Source organism: Anaerolineales bacterium (assembly GCA_025808555.1).
In the GTDB taxonomy this organism is placed as follows: Bacteria; Chloroflexota; Anaerolineae; order Anaerolineales; family UBA11579; genus JAMCZK01.
The window spans coordinates 246,805-259,823 of record CP075526.1 but is presented as its reverse complement, the minus strand read 5'-3'; the positions used below and the strand labels follow the sequence as shown (position 1 = coordinate 259,823).

General features: G+C 55.1%; 28 protein-coding genes and 2 tRNA genes. 26 read left to right on the top strand and 4 right to left on the bottom strand.

The window, feature by feature from the left end; translation table 11 throughout:
• The first annotated feature begins 2 nt into the window (after window positions 1-2).
• Complete coding sequence (gene der, locus KIT08_01550) at window positions 3-1,376, top strand: ribosome biogenesis GTPase Der (protein ID UYN89937.1); 1,374 nt, start codon at window positions 3-5, stop codon at window positions 1,374-1,376.
• A 96-nt stretch (window positions 1,377-1,472) separates the two neighbouring features.
• On the opposite strand, the gene KIT08_01545 is transcribed toward der, so the two are convergent.
• Window positions 1,473-1,928, bottom strand: coding sequence for a hypothetical protein (locus KIT08_01545; GenBank protein ID UYN89936.1), 456 nt, complete (start codon window positions 1,926-1,928; stop codon window positions 1,473-1,475).
• Window positions 1,929-2,056: 128 nt separating this feature from the next.
• On the opposite strand from KIT08_01545, the gene KIT08_01540 reads away from it, so the two are divergent.
• Window positions 2,057-2,422 (top strand): hemolysin III family protein, encoded by a 366-nt coding sequence (locus KIT08_01540; GenBank protein ID UYN89935.1) that lies wholly within the window; start codon window positions 2,057-2,059, stop codon window positions 2,420-2,422.
• Here the strand turns inward: KIT08_01540 and KIT08_01535 are convergent.
• Together KIT08_01535 and KIT08_01530 are read right to left on the bottom strand one after the other, a co-directional pair.
• Entirely contained in the window at window positions 2,369-2,953 is a 585-nt protein-coding gene (locus tag KIT08_01535) for a hypothetical protein (protein UYN89934.1), read from the bottom strand. The two genes, KIT08_01540 and KIT08_01535, sit on opposite strands and share 54 nt — an antisense overlap.
• Before the next feature lie 23 nt (window positions 2,954-2,976).
• Window positions 2,977-3,540, bottom strand: coding sequence for a hypothetical protein (locus tag KIT08_01530; GenBank protein UYN89933.1), 564 nt, complete (start codon window positions 3,538-3,540; stop codon window positions 2,977-2,979).
• A gap of 36 nt (window positions 3,541-3,576) precedes the next feature.
• On the opposite strand from KIT08_01530, the gene KIT08_01525 reads away from it, so the two are divergent.
• On the top strand, window positions 3,577-3,789 hold the full coding sequence (locus tag KIT08_01525) for a hypothetical protein (GenBank protein UYN89932.1): 213 nt from the start codon (window positions 3,577-3,579) through the stop codon (window positions 3,787-3,789).
• Here KIT08_01525 and KIT08_01520 read toward each other — a convergent pair.
• The gene (locus KIT08_01520) at window positions 3,786-4,070 is read right to left on the bottom strand and encodes a helix-turn-helix domain-containing protein (GenBank protein UYN89931.1); all 285 of its coding nucleotides are present in this window, start codon (window positions 4,068-4,070) and stop codon (window positions 3,786-3,788) included. The two genes, KIT08_01525 and KIT08_01520, sit on opposite strands and share 4 nt — an antisense overlap.
• A gap of 75 nt (window positions 4,071-4,145) precedes the next feature.
• Between KIT08_01520 and KIT08_01515 the strand changes: the two genes are divergently transcribed.
• The 23 genes from KIT08_01515 (at window position 4,146) to KIT08_01405 (ending at window position 13,002) form a co-directional block, all read left to right on the top strand.
• The gene (locus tag KIT08_01515; protein ID UYN89930.1) at window positions 4,146-4,436 is read left to right on the top strand and encodes a hypothetical protein; all 291 of its coding nucleotides are present in this window, start codon (window positions 4,146-4,148) and stop codon (window positions 4,434-4,436) included.
• Between the two features lie 77 nt (window positions 4,437-4,513).
• A complete protein-coding gene (locus tag KIT08_01510; GenBank protein ID UYN89929.1) occupies window positions 4,514-5,122 on the top strand; it encodes a hypothetical protein in 609 nt (202 codons plus the stop codon).
• Window positions 5,123-5,126: 4 nt separating this feature from the next.
• The gene (locus KIT08_01505; protein ID UYN89928.1) at window positions 5,127-5,414 is read left to right on the top strand and encodes a hypothetical protein; all 288 of its coding nucleotides are present in this window, start codon (window positions 5,127-5,129) and stop codon (window positions 5,412-5,414) included.
• The gene (locus KIT08_01500) at window positions 5,411-5,662 is read left to right on the top strand and encodes a hypothetical protein (GenBank protein ID UYN89927.1); all 252 of its coding nucleotides are present in this window, start codon (window positions 5,411-5,413) and stop codon (window positions 5,660-5,662) included. Before KIT08_01505 ends, KIT08_01500 begins: the two co-directional genes overlap by 4 nt.
• A gap of 295 nt (window positions 5,663-5,957) precedes the next feature.
• Window positions 5,958-6,031 (top strand) — tRNA-Gly (locus KIT08_01495).
• Between the two features lie 5 nt (window positions 6,032-6,036).
• Window positions 6,037-6,109: transfer RNA gene (locus tag KIT08_01490), tRNA-Ile, on the top strand.
• Window positions 6,110-6,267: 158 nt separating this feature from the next.
• Window positions 6,268-6,495 (top strand): hypothetical protein, encoded by a 228-nt coding sequence (locus KIT08_01485; GenBank protein ID UYN89926.1) that lies wholly within the window; start codon window positions 6,268-6,270, stop codon window positions 6,493-6,495.
• On the top strand, window positions 6,492-6,686 hold the full coding sequence (locus tag KIT08_01480) for a hypothetical protein (protein ID UYN89925.1): 195 nt from the start codon (window positions 6,492-6,494) through the stop codon (window positions 6,684-6,686). Before KIT08_01485 ends, KIT08_01480 begins: the two co-directional genes overlap by 4 nt.
• Complete coding sequence (locus KIT08_01475) at window positions 6,674-7,045, top strand: hypothetical protein (protein UYN89924.1); 372 nt, start codon at window positions 6,674-6,676, stop codon at window positions 7,043-7,045. Before KIT08_01480 ends, KIT08_01475 begins: the two co-directional genes overlap by 13 nt.
• Window positions 7,042-7,323, top strand: coding sequence for a hypothetical protein (locus KIT08_01470; protein UYN89923.1), 282 nt, complete (start codon window positions 7,042-7,044; stop codon window positions 7,321-7,323). Before KIT08_01475 ends, KIT08_01470 begins: the two co-directional genes overlap by 4 nt.
• 59 nt (window positions 7,324-7,382) lie before the next feature.
• Window positions 7,383-8,147 (top strand): replication protein, encoded by a 765-nt coding sequence (locus KIT08_01465; GenBank protein ID UYN89922.1) that lies wholly within the window; start codon window positions 7,383-7,385, stop codon window positions 8,145-8,147.
• 14 nt (window positions 8,148-8,161) lie between these two features.
• Window positions 8,162-8,608 carry a hypothetical protein gene (locus KIT08_01460; protein ID UYN89921.1) on the top strand — a complete coding sequence of 149 codons (447 nt, stop codon included), beginning with the start codon at window positions 8,162-8,164 and terminating at the stop codon, window positions 8,606-8,608.
• Window positions 8,605-9,294 (top strand): hypothetical protein, encoded by a 690-nt coding sequence (locus KIT08_01455; protein UYN89920.1) that lies wholly within the window; start codon window positions 8,605-8,607, stop codon window positions 9,292-9,294. The genes KIT08_01460 and KIT08_01455 overlap by 4 nt, the downstream gene beginning before the upstream one ends.
• Window positions 9,291-10,133: a DUF4942 domain-containing protein gene (locus tag KIT08_01450; GenBank protein UYN89919.1), complete on the top strand. Its 843-nt coding sequence runs from the start codon at window positions 9,291-9,293 to the stop codon at window positions 10,131-10,133. Before KIT08_01455 ends, KIT08_01450 begins: the two co-directional genes overlap by 4 nt.
• Before the next feature lie 203 nt (window positions 10,134-10,336).
• Window positions 10,337-10,699 (top strand): hypothetical protein, encoded by a 363-nt coding sequence (locus KIT08_01445; protein UYN89918.1) that lies wholly within the window; start codon window positions 10,337-10,339, stop codon window positions 10,697-10,699.
• Complete coding sequence (locus KIT08_01440) at window positions 10,692-10,883, top strand: hypothetical protein (protein ID UYN89917.1); 192 nt, start codon at window positions 10,692-10,694, stop codon at window positions 10,881-10,883. Before KIT08_01445 ends, KIT08_01440 begins: the two co-directional genes overlap by 8 nt.
• Window positions 10,870-11,199, top strand: a complete 330-nt coding sequence (locus KIT08_01435) for a hypothetical protein (GenBank protein UYN89916.1) — start codon at window positions 10,870-10,872, stop codon at window positions 11,197-11,199. Before KIT08_01440 ends, KIT08_01435 begins: the two co-directional genes overlap by 14 nt.
• Window positions 11,196-11,552: a hypothetical protein gene (locus KIT08_01430; protein UYN89915.1), complete on the top strand. Its 357-nt coding sequence runs from the start codon at window positions 11,196-11,198 to the stop codon at window positions 11,550-11,552. Before KIT08_01435 ends, KIT08_01430 begins: the two co-directional genes overlap by 4 nt.
• Before the next feature lie 215 nt (window positions 11,553-11,767).
• A complete protein-coding gene (locus tag KIT08_01425) occupies window positions 11,768-11,929 on the top strand; it encodes a hypothetical protein (protein UYN89914.1) in 162 nt (53 codons plus the stop codon).
• Window positions 11,929-12,084, top strand: coding sequence for a hypothetical protein (locus KIT08_01420; GenBank protein UYN89913.1), 156 nt, complete (start codon window positions 11,929-11,931; stop codon window positions 12,082-12,084). The genes KIT08_01425 and KIT08_01420 overlap by 1 nt, the downstream gene beginning before the upstream one ends.
• A complete protein-coding gene (locus KIT08_01415; protein UYN89912.1) occupies window positions 12,081-12,497 on the top strand; it encodes a hypothetical protein in 417 nt (138 codons plus the stop codon). Before KIT08_01420 ends, KIT08_01415 begins: the two co-directional genes overlap by 4 nt.
• Window positions 12,497-12,775 carry a hypothetical protein gene (locus KIT08_01410; GenBank protein ID UYN89911.1) on the top strand — a complete coding sequence of 93 codons (279 nt, stop codon included), beginning with the start codon at window positions 12,497-12,499 and terminating at the stop codon, window positions 12,773-12,775. The genes KIT08_01415 and KIT08_01410 overlap by 1 nt, the downstream gene beginning before the upstream one ends.
• Entirely contained in the window at window positions 12,772-13,002 is a 231-nt protein-coding gene (locus KIT08_01405; GenBank protein ID UYN89910.1) for a hypothetical protein, read from the top strand. Before KIT08_01410 ends, KIT08_01405 begins: the two co-directional genes overlap by 4 nt.
• The last annotated feature ends 17 nt before the right edge of the window (window positions 13,003-13,019 follow it).

Genomic DNA, 13,019 nt, shown 5'->3' with positions numbered 1-13,019 from the left:
CGATGCCAAAACCTGTTGTTGCGATTGTGGGCCGCCCCAATGTGGGCAAGAGTGCCCTGTTTAACCGCCTGGCCGGGCAGCGCCTGGCCGTGGTGGATGATGTGCCCGGCACCACGCGTGACCGCTTGTACGCCGAGTCTGAGTGGGTGGGCACGCAGTTCCTGATCGTGGACACCGGTGGCATTGACCCCACATCGGTCACGCGCGGGCGCCAGCCGCTTTCGATCGGCTCGGCCGAATTCATCCAGCAGATCCGCGAGCAGGCCCAGCAGGCGGTAAGCGATGCGGACCTGGTGATGTTCGTGGTGGATGTAGAGAGCGGCGTCACCCCGGCGGACCGCGAGGTGGCCAGCATTCTGCGCCGCAGCCAGCGCAAGCAGGGTGATGCTCTGCTGCCGCCGGTGCTGTTGGTGGTCAACAAAGTCGACTCGGTGCAACGCCGCGAAAACCTGGCCGAGTTCTACGAGCTAGGCATGGGTGAGCCGCATCCGGTCTCCGCCGTGCACGGTTCGGGTACGGGCGACATGCTGGATGCGCTGGTGGCGGCGTTGCCGCCCCAGGTTGAGGACCCCGAAGAGAGCGATGCCGACCTTTCGATCGCCATCGTGGGCAAACCCAATGCGGGTAAATCCACCCTGCTCAACGCGCTGGTGGGGGAGGAGCGCGCCATCGTCAGCGATATCCCCGGCACGACCCGCGACACCGTGGACAGTTTTATTGACTTTGACGGCCAGCGCATCAAGCTGATCGATACGGCCGGCCTGCGCCGCCGCGGCAAGATCGAGCCGGGCGTGGAGAAATACTCCGCCATCCGCTCGGTGCGCGCCATTGAGCGCGCCGAAGTGGTGCTGCTGGTGATCGATGCCACCACGGGCATCACCGCCCAGGATGCGCACATCGCTGGCTATGTGCAGGACGCCTGGAAGAGCGCGGTGATCCTGGTGAATAAGTGGGATGCGGTGGATAAAGACAGCTACAGCATGGAGCAATATACGCGCAACATCCGCTATGTGCTCAAGTTCATTGACTATGCTCCGCTGCTCTTTATTTCAGCCCAGACCGGCCAGCGCGTGCAGGAGGTACTGCCCACGGCGGTGAAGGTGGGCGCCGAGCGCATGGTCAAGCTCAGCACTTCGCAGATCAACCGGGTGCTGGAGGATGCGCAGGAGCACCAGCCGGCGCCCAACCGCGCCGGCCGCAACCTGCGCATCTACTACGGCACCCAGGTGCGCAGCGACCCGCCCACCTTCCTGCTGTATTGCAACGACCCCAAGCTGCTTCATTTCACCTATGAGCGCTACCTTGAGAACCGCATCCGTGATGCGTACGGTTTTCTGGGTACGCCGATCCGTATCGTGACGAAGAAGCGCGAGTGAGTAGCTGATAGACCCGCTCTGGAGACACGGAAAAGCAAGAGGCTGCACAAAGTGCAGCCTCTTTTATTTTGCTGATTGCCAAAAAAAATCTGGCAGCTACTTCGTCGCTGCCAGCTTGGACAGCGCGGCGGTCACCGATTTCAGGTCGGCGGTGTGGGTCTTGAGCTTGTTGACATCGCCTGACTGCAGGCCGCTGCGCACCGAGTTCACCGTGGCCGAGGTCTTAGCCTCGTTGTCAATGATCATCTGGGTCCACTTCTCCAGATTCACCAGCATCGTCTGGGCGTTCTTGGGCACGATGGGCAGCTTGCTCACGATGGGCACAAGAATGTCCAGCACCTGGTTGGCGCTGCGGGCGTACTTCACGGCGACAGTGTGCAGGCTGCCGAAGGTGGTGGTGAGCTCCAGCGCCACTTCCTGGATGGAGTCGATCATTTGGGCGTTCTCACGCACGCTGCTTGAGATCTGGTCCAGCGAGGTGGACAGCTTGTTGGAGAACTTGACATAGCCCGTCTTGGAAACGGGGGCTTTGGTGGGGCGGGGGTTGCGCATGGTCTTGCTCCTTGGATATGAATGATTTCGCGGCAGTATACAACGCTTGCCCGACGCAGCCGAGAGGGTGAGGTTAAGAGTTGGTAAAGGTTGGCTTGGCCTGGCAGGAGCTGACTATAATTGCAGTAATGAGCGTCAATATTCACGCCAATCGCTACACTCCGGCTGAGGAGTGGGCCAACAGCATTTCGCATGGCATCGGCATCGTGCTGTCAATCGCCGGCCTGGCGGTGCTGGCCAGCTTCTCAAGCCTGTTGGGCACGGCCTGGCATATCGTGGGTTGCACCATCTATGGTGCCACTCAAATTCTGCTGTACACCACGTCCACGCTGTATCACAGCATCCCAATCGAGCGGGTCAAGAAGCTGCTGCGCACGCTGGACCATTCGGCCATCTTCCTGTTGAATGCTAGTCAAAAACCAGTTACGAATCACTCGCTTTCACTGGCAAAAGAAAGGATTGGCACAAACAACTTCCGCGAGGCGATAGTCTAGCCAAAAATGGGACATGTAGTCGCTGCCGTCAAATTCAAGATAGTAGAAATCCCCGTCTCTCACCGGCGCCCCGAAAAGCACCAGGGGAACTTTTAGATGAACGACAAAGTCGATAAGCGTTACAGGGGGTTCTCCGCCAAAGAAGGTTGCTGATGCCCCAACAAGAACGCCATTGTCATGTATCAACTCAATGATCTCAATAATGTCATTTTGGCTTCTTGCGTAGAATTTTACGCACTGCGCCCAGGGCGGCGTTGTTGTCAGAATACAAGGAGTGGATGCTCCTGTCCCCTCAAGCCCTTCTGATTTGAAGTATCTTTCAATTTCTGAAAGGCTAACCTCAAATGCGGTTTGACGACCAGGAGTCGGGGAAGGAGCGGGAACAGTACTCGTGGGAGCGTGCGTTGCAGTGGCGGCGGCGGTTTGGGTAGGAAGCGCCGCTATGGTTGCTTGTACGTCAGCCTCAGATATGCCGCAACCAGCCAGAAGAGCGCTCATCGTAAACAGTACGATTTGAAGTGTCTTTTTCATTGTTGTCTTTCCTCGTAAAACCTTTACGGGCCAAGATAAGTCCACTGTCCACATCCGTTAAATTCGACTTCGTAATCAGAGGCTCTAATATGCACTGTCCCACCTGAATTTCCAAAGTGATTATCGTTAATCCCCCCTGTGGCATTGTTCCTTGACCAGTAGCAGGCGCTGTAGCCCGCCTCTGATCTCCAAGTTCCCGCCGCAATATCCACGCCAACTAAAAAGAAGCCGCTGCCTCGATTGGCCGTTAGACGGGCGGTCTGCGTTGCCTCTAGCTTGGCCTCGTTTGTTTGCTCCACATTGGGGGTCAGAGAGGGTGTATAGGTGATAGTGGGGGTGAAGCTTGATGTTGCCGTAAATTTTGGCGTGGCTGTATGGGTGGCAGTTACAACGACCAAATGGGGTGTTTGGGTGTCTGCCGGCGTGGCCGTAGGCGCAGAAGTCCAGGTGGGCAGAGCTGAAATAGTTGCTTGAACATTGGCTTCCGAGATGCCACAGCTCGCCAGGAAAATTGTAAGAACCAATATTGCGGATACTTTTTTCATTTCCACTCCCTTGTCAAGCAATTCACACTTGACTTTGAACAAGTGTTCTATTATGTTTGAGCACCCTGGAGGGTGCTAATGGAACAGCCTTATCCTAAATCGTTTTTAAATGTGTTGTTAGATACGGCAACTGCTGCAGGAATATCCTCTCCGACTTTTCGGACGCTTGAAACCGTTTACCTAGAAAGAGCGCCTGTGTCGCGAACAAAAATGCATTCGCTTGTTTCGCGGTTAACTTGGGAGATAGAGCTGGCGGGCGCATTATTTTACGGCCCAACCAAAGTGGCCTAGGACTGCCCCTCAACAAGATCTGCCATGTCGCTGTAGCCCAAAATACTCAATATTTCAGGCCCAAGTTTTTTGGCAATCTTTGCCGCGTTTTTGATTGCCGGGCCTTCCTCTGCATTCATGTACATGCTTAGCCTGTCAGCCTTGATCCCCAAATAATCGGCAAACGCCTTATCTGTCCGCATGTCATAACCTGAGGAGCAGATCAGCTTCAAATGCTCGGCCCTCAGATATTCTGCCATTTTGGCAAGTTCAGGCTTCTTGATTTCTTTATTCTTTGCCATACCTATATTTACCATGTAAACCCACTTTAGTAATTGCCGCTTGACAACTCGCAGGTGTGCCTGTATTATTCAGGCATGCCCGAAAATAAAGCGAACGCCAATAAAATCAGGGAAATCCTGACTGACTATGAAAAGAATATCGCCTCTGATGGCAAGAGTAAATCCTTGCGGTTTAGCGCTGGCTTGCTCGGCGTGAGCCATACAGCCTTGGATGACTGGAAGGCTGGCCGGTATGTCCCCAAGTACGAGCAATTGGTTGCGTGCAGAGAGCGAATTGCAACTTCATATCAGACAGTAACTGATCTGATAGCGGCCATTACTGAGCGTAATGCCGCCGACTTGGTGGTGGGCGAGGCCGATAAGTGATTTCCATACAAAAAGCGTACAACCGATTTCGGTTTATGACACATGCGGGTTTTCCGCAGAAAGAGAGTTTTTGAGAAATGGACGTTCCGCAGATTGAGATGGACAAGGACATGGCGCAGGCAGCCTACGAAGAATACAAGGCAGGCTTCGAGCGGTTCGACGATTCTGAATACGAACGCCTTGCAACTGTCTATCGCCATTTAGCGCAGGGCAAGCGCATTCTCGACCTGAAGGCTGCTATGACTTCGGCCGGCCTAAACGAAGATGGCTTGCCTATCTTGGCTGTGGCGCGTGCGGATGCGAGGCTTGTTCGCTTGCGCACCACGCGGGCTGGCGAAACTCTGTTTTGGTGGGACCGGGGCGCGCGCAAGCTGCGCGATGGAGACGCAATCGAATTCCCTGCGGGCACGTTCCCCGGCATTCCATTGTGGGACATGTGGAATGGAAAGGAGTGGTCGCGCAAGCCAAAGGCTATGGTTCCCATTGTCCCGCCGCAGTATCGTCCCAAGCACGACTTAGGCAACTATCACATTGTCTGGGATCCCACATGGACGTTCGATGCGCCTACGCCTCCGATTGACCCAATTCTTTGCAAGCGCATTGATAACACCTTTTTGTTCGTCGTGCTTGCCGTCTGGGATTTGACTGACATTGAGCGCGCAGTGATTATGGGAACGCGCGGCTAGCTTGATGGACTCTGTAGCCCAATTCTTCGCGGTGATCTCAGAGCAGCTGCATATCAAGGTGCTCAAGCCGCAAATGAAACTCCGCTATCGCTTTGTGTGGTCATTGCTGGTAGCGCCAGCCATCGCGCTGCTCTCTTACTTGGAAAAGGGTAGGTGGGTCAGCGCGTCAACGATTGGTTCGTGGTGGGGGATGGGTCTGGTTGTTACTTATGCCATCCATCTTTCAATGGAGTGGCGCAATAGGCGCGTGGCGAAGGATGCCGAGCGCCGGATTGAGGATTATGCAAAGTGAGTGCTGTTTCTTTGGTTCAGGACAGGAAGTGGGAGTGCGCCGAGAACACGTTGGCTCGGATGGCTTCCACGCGTCGTTACGACATTCCTGAATTGATCATCCGCGTAGAGCAAGCCCTCCAGGCAACCGGCATGACGGCATTGCTAGAGCCTGCACTCGAAAGACTGCGCGAGATGGATGAGGGTATGGCTAAGTCGCAGGATGAAGTGATGGAGCTGTACCAAGCTGTGGGCGGTAAGCCTCGGTAGCACCTTTACATCATCAGAAGGAGTCCGGGCGCAGAACTCGCCGGATTAGCACGGGTGCCCCCCTCACCTGGGTTAGTCCAGCGAACTCTGCGTCTGGTAAACGCAGAACTTCTCCTTCTGAGTGGCAGGAGCGCGGCGTTTCTTCTGCGCCGCGCTCCTGCCCGAATGTGACTGGCTCAGAGCGTGAAAAGTATTTGTCCGGCCCACACCGCGTCTCTGAGCCAGTCATTCGTCCTGAACCTTTCTACGCCACCTGTAGCAGAGGGGATAGATGTTCAGGGCGACTTTTTATAAAGCGGGTGTAGCTCAGTTTGGTAGAGCGACTGCCTTCCAAGCAGACGGTTGCGGGTTCGAGTCCCGCCTCCCGCTCAAATGGACATGTAGCTCAATTGGCAGAGCATCCGCCTGATATGCGGAAGGTTTCAGGTTCAAGTCCTGACGTGTCCACTGGATCAGCAAGCAAACATGGCTTTACGGGCTTCCCGCCTGAGTGCTGGCGGGTATAGAAACGCCGCTGTGTCCGTGCCTGCAATTAGAAAGCGAGAAAAGCGCGTCTCGCTCTGCCAGGGGCACAAAAAAGCCCGGAGAAAAAGAAAGGAGCAGTAATGCGTATTCCACAAGTCCATATCAGTTGTGATGAGCCAGGCTGCCCGGCCACGCTGATCGCCGCCGACTCTGGAAACCCAGCCAAGCTGGATAACTGGCTGCGCTCCAAAGGCTGGGCGGTGATGTTGGGTAAGCATGACGTGCGCTACGAATACTGCCCCAAACATCACACGGGCGTAAGCGTGTTGGATTTATTGAAGTCTCAACCTGTAGGAGCGGCGGCGTGACGGACAAAACGACCGCATGGTTTGACGAGGTGCGCGCCAAGTTCTACCATCGCAAAGATGGCGGCCGTCAGCGCCCTGCGCTTCTGTATCGCAATAAACGGGCGGAGTTACTGGCTGTTTTGGGTCGTGTTTTTTACACCAACGCGCGTATCAACGGAAAGTCCAAGAGGGTGCGGGTATGGATTCCCTAACGCAAGTCGTGCTGGACATTGTTTTGCAGTACCGCTCACCTGAGGAGCGTATCTCCCGCCCGGCCATGCTGGAGCGGGTGAACGAAGCCCTGCGGATGGATATGCGCGATGACAAGCCGATCCGCGAAGCGGTGAACTGGCTCAGGGCCAACCATCCGCAAGGCTGCTACATCGTCAGCAGTTTAGACGGCGGGATGTTTGTGGCGCGCAGTCGCGCAGAAGCAAAAGAGTACATGGCGCCGGACTGGTCGCGTGTGAGCAAGTTGAGCCAACGACTACGCGCCCAAGATGCCCTGATGGAGCGCAACGAAGCCCCTCAATGGGTGCAGGAAACGAAGCAGATGGAGATGGCGATATGACGGACGTAACCTCAACCCGCGAAGTCTTGTTCCCGAATGTTCGGCAGTGGCTTGAACACACGGGCTTTGCCGTTCCTGTGGCGGCCTTTGGCCCGGACATGCACGGGCTTGATCATCACGCCGTAGTTGTGGACATGAGCAAGGCGTATGACGAGAGGAATGAGCATGCTGAGAGCACGATTGTGGACAGCGTCTCTGAGTGGAAGGCTAAGTTCGATTACCCACACCCTGTTGTTGTGGAGTTTCGGTACATCAACTGGAGTGGAAAGACTGAGTGATGAGCGGATATTCCAAACCCAGCCATACTCAAGTCCCCAACTTGTTGTTGGACAAGCACATGGCAGATATGGGCGAAGCCGAGTTGAAAGTTGTGCTGGCCGTGACGCGCAAAACTATTGGCTGGCACAAAACGCGTGATCGCCTGAGTTTTAGCCAGCTCATGGAGTTGACCGGCCTCAGCCGCCAAGGAGTGTCTGACGGAACCGCCGCAGCAGTGGAGCGCGGTGTCATTGCGCGCTATCCGGTGGGCAATAGTTTTGAATACGAGTTGGTGGTCAACGAAGTAGACCAACCAGAAACGGTCAACGAAATAGACCGGCCTAGTCAGCCAAGTAGACCGATTTTGCCAAAAAATGGTCAGCCAAGTAGACACACAAAAGAAACACTTAAACAAACTAATCAAAATAAAGATAGCGGCGAAGCCGCCCCCGATCCCTGGGAACAGGAATTCAGCCCGGGAAAACCAGAACCCACCCGAGTGCCTGTAGGCCAAGAGTTTGAGTCCCCCAAGCGCAAGAAAGACGAGCGTCAAGTTCACCCCGCGGCCAAGCTCTACCGGCAGCGGATGCACCTGTACGTCAACCGAGATTGGGTTGACGAGCTGATCCGCGTGGTCGGAGACACCCCTGAGAAGTTAGCCAAATGGGATGAATTGCTGCGCGCGTGGAACGGCCACGGCTGGAAGCCTGGAAACATTGCCGGAATGCTTGACGCGTTCAAGGCTGGAGGCATTAATGGCCGGGGCGCGAAGAACACAGGCGGTATCAAATACAACGCGGAAGAAGCCAAGCGTAAGGCGTTGGAAGCTATGGGGGCGGGATGAGCTTGGCGGGAATGATGTCTTCTCTGCGCTCTGATTGGGAAACTCCCTCGTCTTTGGTTGCCGATCTGGCGCCATATTTCCCCTGGGATCTTGACGTATGCGCTACGCGTCCAAACGTGTGTGCCAATTATTACTCGGCTGATGCGCTGGAGATGGAGTGGAGTGGCCTATGTTGGATGAATCCCCCGTACGGACGGCAGATTGGCAAATGGGTAGCAAAGGCTGCCAACTCTAAAGCAACCACTGTTTGTCTTGTTCCTGCTCGCACCGATACTCGTTGGTGGCAAGAGAATATCAATGCGGCAAGCTTGGTTGTATTTATCAAGGGGCGGCTTTATTTCGCTATCCCCGGCAAGGAAACGGGGCCCGCCCCGTTTCCTTGCGCCTTTGTCGTGTTTGGGGAGTTGAATCAGGCTCAGATCAACAAGCTGAGTCTATATGGGTGGGCGGTGAAGCAATGACCTGCGCCCCGAATTGCCCCACCTGCGCCGGGCAAGGTTTCATCCGCCGCGAAGTCCCCATTGGACACGCGGACTTTGGGAGGCTGTTCCCCTGCCCTGAGATTGAAGCCACAAAGCTGTACGACTTTGAGCGGCGCGGCATCTACCCCGAAGACCGCGTAACGTGGGATGACCTCAAAGCTGTGCCAGGTGTGCAGCGCATGAAAGCTGCCGCCGACGAGTTAATTTCTCGCGGGTATGGCTGGGCGTTCTTTTGGGGCGGGCCAGGCCAGGCGAAGTCAGTGGCGTTGAAGATCATCGTGCGCCAGCTTCTTGAAAGCAAGCAAGACGCAACCTACACAAGCATGGCGAAGATACTGGAGAACCTGCGCGCGGTGTACGGGGAATATGTAGACAAGCGCGAAACCGCTGAAACGCGAATGCAACGCTGGCAATCCTGCCCTGTGTTGGCGATAGACGAGTTTGAGAAGGCGCGCGATACAGAATTCACCGCCGAGAAACGCTTTGCGTTGGTGGACGCGCGCTACGAAATGAACATTGAGCGCAAGCTGGGGATCACGCTGTTCGCCAGCAACCGCGACCCGCAAGAGGTGGACGCGTATCTGGCCTCGCGCATCTTTGACGGGCGGTGCTTGGTGGTCAAACTTGAGGGCGTGGACATGCGCCCGGCGATGGAGTGGCGATGAGTTACCACGAGCGAGACCTTATTGCGCCTGCCACTCTGGCGCAGATGGTGGATGCCTACGAACGCGCCTGCCGTGTTGTGCGCGAGGCGTATCCGGCGCTGGGGGAGGCGCAAAAATACATGAACACTACCTTTGGTGAAGGTGTAGATGATTTCCGCTTGGTTGGTGACGAGCGACTGACGCGACGCGGTCAGCGTCCTATTTCGTGGCGCTCACAAAGACCGAATGAGTATGCCGATGCTGTTATTGACGAAATCCGGCGCAAAGTCTGGCGAAAAATTATTGACCGAGTCGGCGCGCGCAAGATGATGAGCTTGCATCGCATCGAACAGATGGAGAGACAGCTAGAGAGTGGCGAGGTGCAGGAGATTACGGTGCCTAATGTGCTCGACTTTCTAGCCACGCTGGGGAGCAGCGCAGGCGAAATTCAAAAAGAGGTTATTCGGTCCGCTTTTGAATTACTGATGCCGCCAAAGTGGGGTGAGTTAAAAACAGATGCTAAAAACCGACACTTTGGCGTACAGCGCAAAGTCGTATTGCATGGAGCGGTATCGGCTTCGTGGGATAAAGCCCGCGTGACTGTAGGCTACGGTTATTGGGCGGAAAAGATTAGCGAGATCGACAAAGCCTTTCATCTGCTGGACGGGAAGGGCCTGCCTGAAGGCTATGTGAGCCCGCTAGTAGACGCTATCAACCAGGCTCGTGAAGGATCAACTCTATTCTTCGGCTTCAAGACCTTTCTGAACGGGAACCTGCACCTGGAGATTTTGCGAGACGACCTGCGCGAAGACATGAATCGTATCTGCGGAGAAGGCGTGTTGAGCAAGGAGAGAGGATGAGCGAGCGCGTCAAAGACATTCTATTCATCATTGGGTTAATCGGGTTCTTTGTGGTGGTGCTGTGTTGGAACGCTTACTAACCGACTGGAAGCTGGTTCTTGTACTGGTGTTCTTGTGGGTGTTGCTGGCCTTTGTGGAGGCGTGGCGCAAGATCATCACAGCCATACAGACTATGCGACGATTTGATGATGTGGAGGGAATAGATGAGTGAAGCACCAGCAACGCCCCACGAAGCCATGAAAGCAGGGTGGGATTTCTCCCGGCAAATTGACGACTTGCTGATTGAGTACGAGAGCGCAATGTCTGACCTCTCTGCCAAAGAGAATACCTACAATTTCAAGGAGGCAGAACTGACCCTGCAATCTCCTGAAGGGACGGTGCAGTACAAGAAAGCGTGGGTTGCGAATGAGTCCAGGGTGCAGTTTGACGAATTCAACACCGCCGACAAGAAAGCGGCCGCCCTCAAAGTTCTACTAGAGGGGCGGAAACAGCAGTTGTCCTTTGCGATGACGGCGATCTCGTTCTTGAAGGCAGAGTGGGAACAAGCGCGGAGGGGAAATGCGTAAACACTCCACCGCCACACCAGAAGATATAGCCAACTGGACTCTCCCGTCGCCAACGAAGGCTGACGTTAAGCGCGCAGAGAAGCTGGGTCGTGAGCTGTTCCCGCTGGAGCATGACCCAAAGGGCAAGAAGCGCAAGGTGGTCAGGACTATTCGGCGCTTGCAGGATGGTTATGCCAATCCCTAACAACGATAGCCCGCTGGAGCGCGAGCTGGCAATGCAGATCCGCGCCTTCAACCTGCCGGAGCCTATCTGTGAGTACGCTTTTGCGCCGGGCAGGCGGTTTCGCTTTGACTTTTACTGGCCTGCCCAGTGTGTAGCGGTGGAGTGCGAGGGTGGGCATTGGGCGGGAGGTAGGCATGTTCGCGGGAGTGGGTTTGAGAAGGACTGCGAAAAGTACAACCTGGCTGCGGAGTTGGGAATCAAGGTGTTTCGCTACACGCGCAAAATGATTGAGGATGGCTCGGCTGTGGTGCAGCTGGAAAGGGTGTTGAGGAAATGAAGTGGGTTTTGTTTTTGGACGATAACGAAGACCGCATTGAGGTGGCGAAGCGTCATTTCGGGAAAATAGGCCAATCCCACCTACTCATTGCAAGAACAGCATCGCAAGCAATTGATTTTTTGGCAAAAGCCACCTTTGACTTGGTGCATCTGGATCACGATTTAGGCGGCGAAGTGTTTGTGGATAGTGATCGAGAGGATTGCGGGATGGAGGTTGTGCGTTGGATGGTTGAAAACAGGCCGAATGTCAAAGAAGTGGTAGTCCACTCGTGGAATATTCCGGCAGCAGGCAAGATGTTTGCCAAGCTATCTCAAGCCGGATATGCAGTCAAGAGCGAGCCGTTCTCGGTGTAAATGTGAAAACCTGGAACGCCATAAGCCAGTCCATACGCGACACTCCCCAGCCTTGCCTTGTCATTGCGGCGGACGGGAGGCCAGATAGACGCTGCCTGTTGGTGGCCAGTCAAGCGCATCATGTCTTGTTCTCGCGTGATTCGCGGTTCGAGAAGTGGCTAAGTCACCCATTGAACGCCCAGCCATCCTGTGCCAATTGCAACGCAGGAACTAAGGTGGCAGACAACTGGGCGAATGCGGTAAAGCACTTTGACAGCCTGGTTGAAGCTGGGTATGGCGAGAAGCTGCTGGAGTGGCTGGAAGACGCGCCGGCGAAGTTGAGGCTGGATGATCGCTGGAAATACTACATGAGAGAGTTAGGAAAGGTGGTGGCGTGATGAAGACGAACATGATTTTTTCGTGCATTTTTTTGTTCATCCACTCTGTTTTTGGGATCGTTTCTGGCCCGGAATGGAATGGGTTTGATGCGGTGGCGATTGCCCAAGTGTTCGCTTTGCTGGCAATTGCTTGGGCAATCGAGGAGAAGAAATGACCGACCAACAAGACCTATCCCTGCTGACGGAGCAAGACCGCGATGACATCGCGGGCATCAAGGAGCACATTGACGCTTCGTATTCACAAGAGTGCGCCGACCGCCTGGCATCCGCCCTCATCGCAGCCCGCGCCGAGAACAAGCGCAAGGACGAGATGCTGCGCAGCCTAGAGTGGGCGGGCACCCTCTATGACGGTAGCGAATACGAAGGGAATGCTATATGCCCTGAATGCGATGCTCCGATGTCTGACGGAGAGCATCTGGTGGACTGCAAGCTGGCTGCCCTGCTCCAATCCGAGAAAGAGCGTTGCCCTGTGCATGACTTTGAGTTGCCATGCTTGGGATGTGCTGAGCTAGCCTTGCATGTTGGTGTAGACGAACAGGAGCAAACCGAGAAAGGCGGTGCGGAGTAATGAGCGAAAGTCACTGCAAAGTCTGCGGGGTTTTCCTGGAAGAAATGGAGCACAACCGCGGCTGCCCAAACAAGACGTGGGAAATCACTGCAGGAGAAGATTACAAGTCTCTAATTGTAGGTACAGCAGACAAATTCTTTGTATCTGCACCCGATAAAGATGTGGCGGGTCGATGCGCTGTGGAAGTATTAGGATCCCAGGACTTATACCCAAATGGGCACAAGGTTCTGAAAATCTTTGAATACGATGCCCCCGAGGAATACGAGGAGCAACCATGACTGACCTAGAGAAGCTGGCGGACGACTTGGCGGCGCGCCTACAAGACCTCCGAGCATCACGTCTTCCACTCAACGAAGAGTTGAGGATTTTTGCCCGGCAGGTTCAAAGTGCCGCCCGCGCCGCTGGCCGCATCGAGGGGCTGGAAGAGGCATTGAAAGAAGTAGACCCGTGGCCTGGTTCTGTCGCCATCCGCGCCCGCATCCAAGAGTTGCAGGAGCCAGAATAGCCTTTCCAGTAATTCCC

Coding starts and splice junctions, on each gene's coding strand:
- KIT08_01445 (UYN89918.1), top strand. CDS start 10,337: ATGAGTGAAGCACCAGCAACGCCCCACGAAGCCATGAAAGCAGGGTGG.
- der (UYN89937.1), top strand. CDS start 3: ATGCCAAAACCTGTTGTTGCGATTGTGGGCCGCCCCAATGTGGGCAAG.
- KIT08_01410 (UYN89911.1), top strand. CDS start 12,497: ATGAGCGAAAGTCACTGCAAAGTCTGCGGGGTTTTCCTGGAAGAAATG.
- KIT08_01450 (UYN89919.1), top strand. CDS start 9,291: ATGAGTTACCACGAGCGAGACCTTATTGCGCCTGCCACTCTGGCGCAG.
- KIT08_01455 (UYN89920.1), top strand. CDS start 8,605: ATGACCTGCGCCCCGAATTGCCCCACCTGCGCCGGGCAAGGTTTCATC.
- KIT08_01545 (UYN89936.1), bottom strand. CDS start 1,928: ATGCGCAACCCCCGCCCCACCAAAGCCCCCGTTTCCAAGACGGGCTAT.
- KIT08_01510 (UYN89929.1), top strand. CDS start 4,514: ATGGACGTTCCGCAGATTGAGATGGACAAGGACATGGCGCAGGCAGCC.
- KIT08_01485 (UYN89926.1), top strand. CDS start 6,268: ATGCGTATTCCACAAGTCCATATCAGTTGTGATGAGCCAGGCTGCCCG.
- KIT08_01470 (UYN89923.1), top strand. CDS start 7,042: ATGACGGACGTAACCTCAACCCGCGAAGTCTTGTTCCCGAATGTTCGG.
- KIT08_01420 (UYN89913.1), top strand. CDS start 11,929: ATGAAGACGAACATGATTTTTTCGTGCATTTTTTTGTTCATCCACTCT.
- KIT08_01505 (UYN89928.1), top strand. CDS start 5,127: ATGGACTCTGTAGCCCAATTCTTCGCGGTGATCTCAGAGCAGCTGCAT.
- KIT08_01515 (UYN89930.1), top strand. CDS start 4,146: ATGCCCGAAAATAAAGCGAACGCCAATAAAATCAGGGAAATCCTGACT.
- KIT08_01460 (UYN89921.1), top strand. CDS start 8,162: ATGTCTTCTCTGCGCTCTGATTGGGAAACTCCCTCGTCTTTGGTTGCC.
- KIT08_01475 (UYN89924.1), top strand. CDS start 6,674: ATGGATTCCCTAACGCAAGTCGTGCTGGACATTGTTTTGCAGTACCGC.
- KIT08_01405 (UYN89910.1), top strand. CDS start 12,772: ATGACTGACCTAGAGAAGCTGGCGGACGACTTGGCGGCGCGCCTACAA.
- KIT08_01415 (UYN89912.1), top strand. CDS start 12,081: ATGACCGACCAACAAGACCTATCCCTGCTGACGGAGCAAGACCGCGAT.
- KIT08_01435 (UYN89916.1), top strand. CDS start 10,870: ATGCCAATCCCTAACAACGATAGCCCGCTGGAGCGCGAGCTGGCAATG.
- KIT08_01540 (UYN89935.1), top strand. CDS start 2,057: ATGAGCGTCAATATTCACGCCAATCGCTACACTCCGGCTGAGGAGTGG.
- KIT08_01465 (UYN89922.1), top strand. CDS start 7,383: ATGGCAGATATGGGCGAAGCCGAGTTGAAAGTTGTGCTGGCCGTGACG.
- KIT08_01535 (UYN89934.1), bottom strand. CDS start 2,953: ATGAAAAAGACACTTCAAATCGTACTGTTTACGATGAGCGCTCTTCTG.
- KIT08_01440 (UYN89917.1), top strand. CDS start 10,692: ATGCGTAAACACTCCACCGCCACACCAGAAGATATAGCCAACTGGACT.
- KIT08_01525 (UYN89932.1), top strand. CDS start 3,577: ATGGAACAGCCTTATCCTAAATCGTTTTTAAATGTGTTGTTAGATACG.
- KIT08_01520 (UYN89931.1), bottom strand. CDS start 4,070: ATGGCAAAGAATAAAGAAATCAAGAAGCCTGAACTTGCCAAAATGGCA.
- KIT08_01430 (UYN89915.1), top strand. CDS start 11,196: ATGAAGTGGGTTTTGTTTTTGGACGATAACGAAGACCGCATTGAGGTG.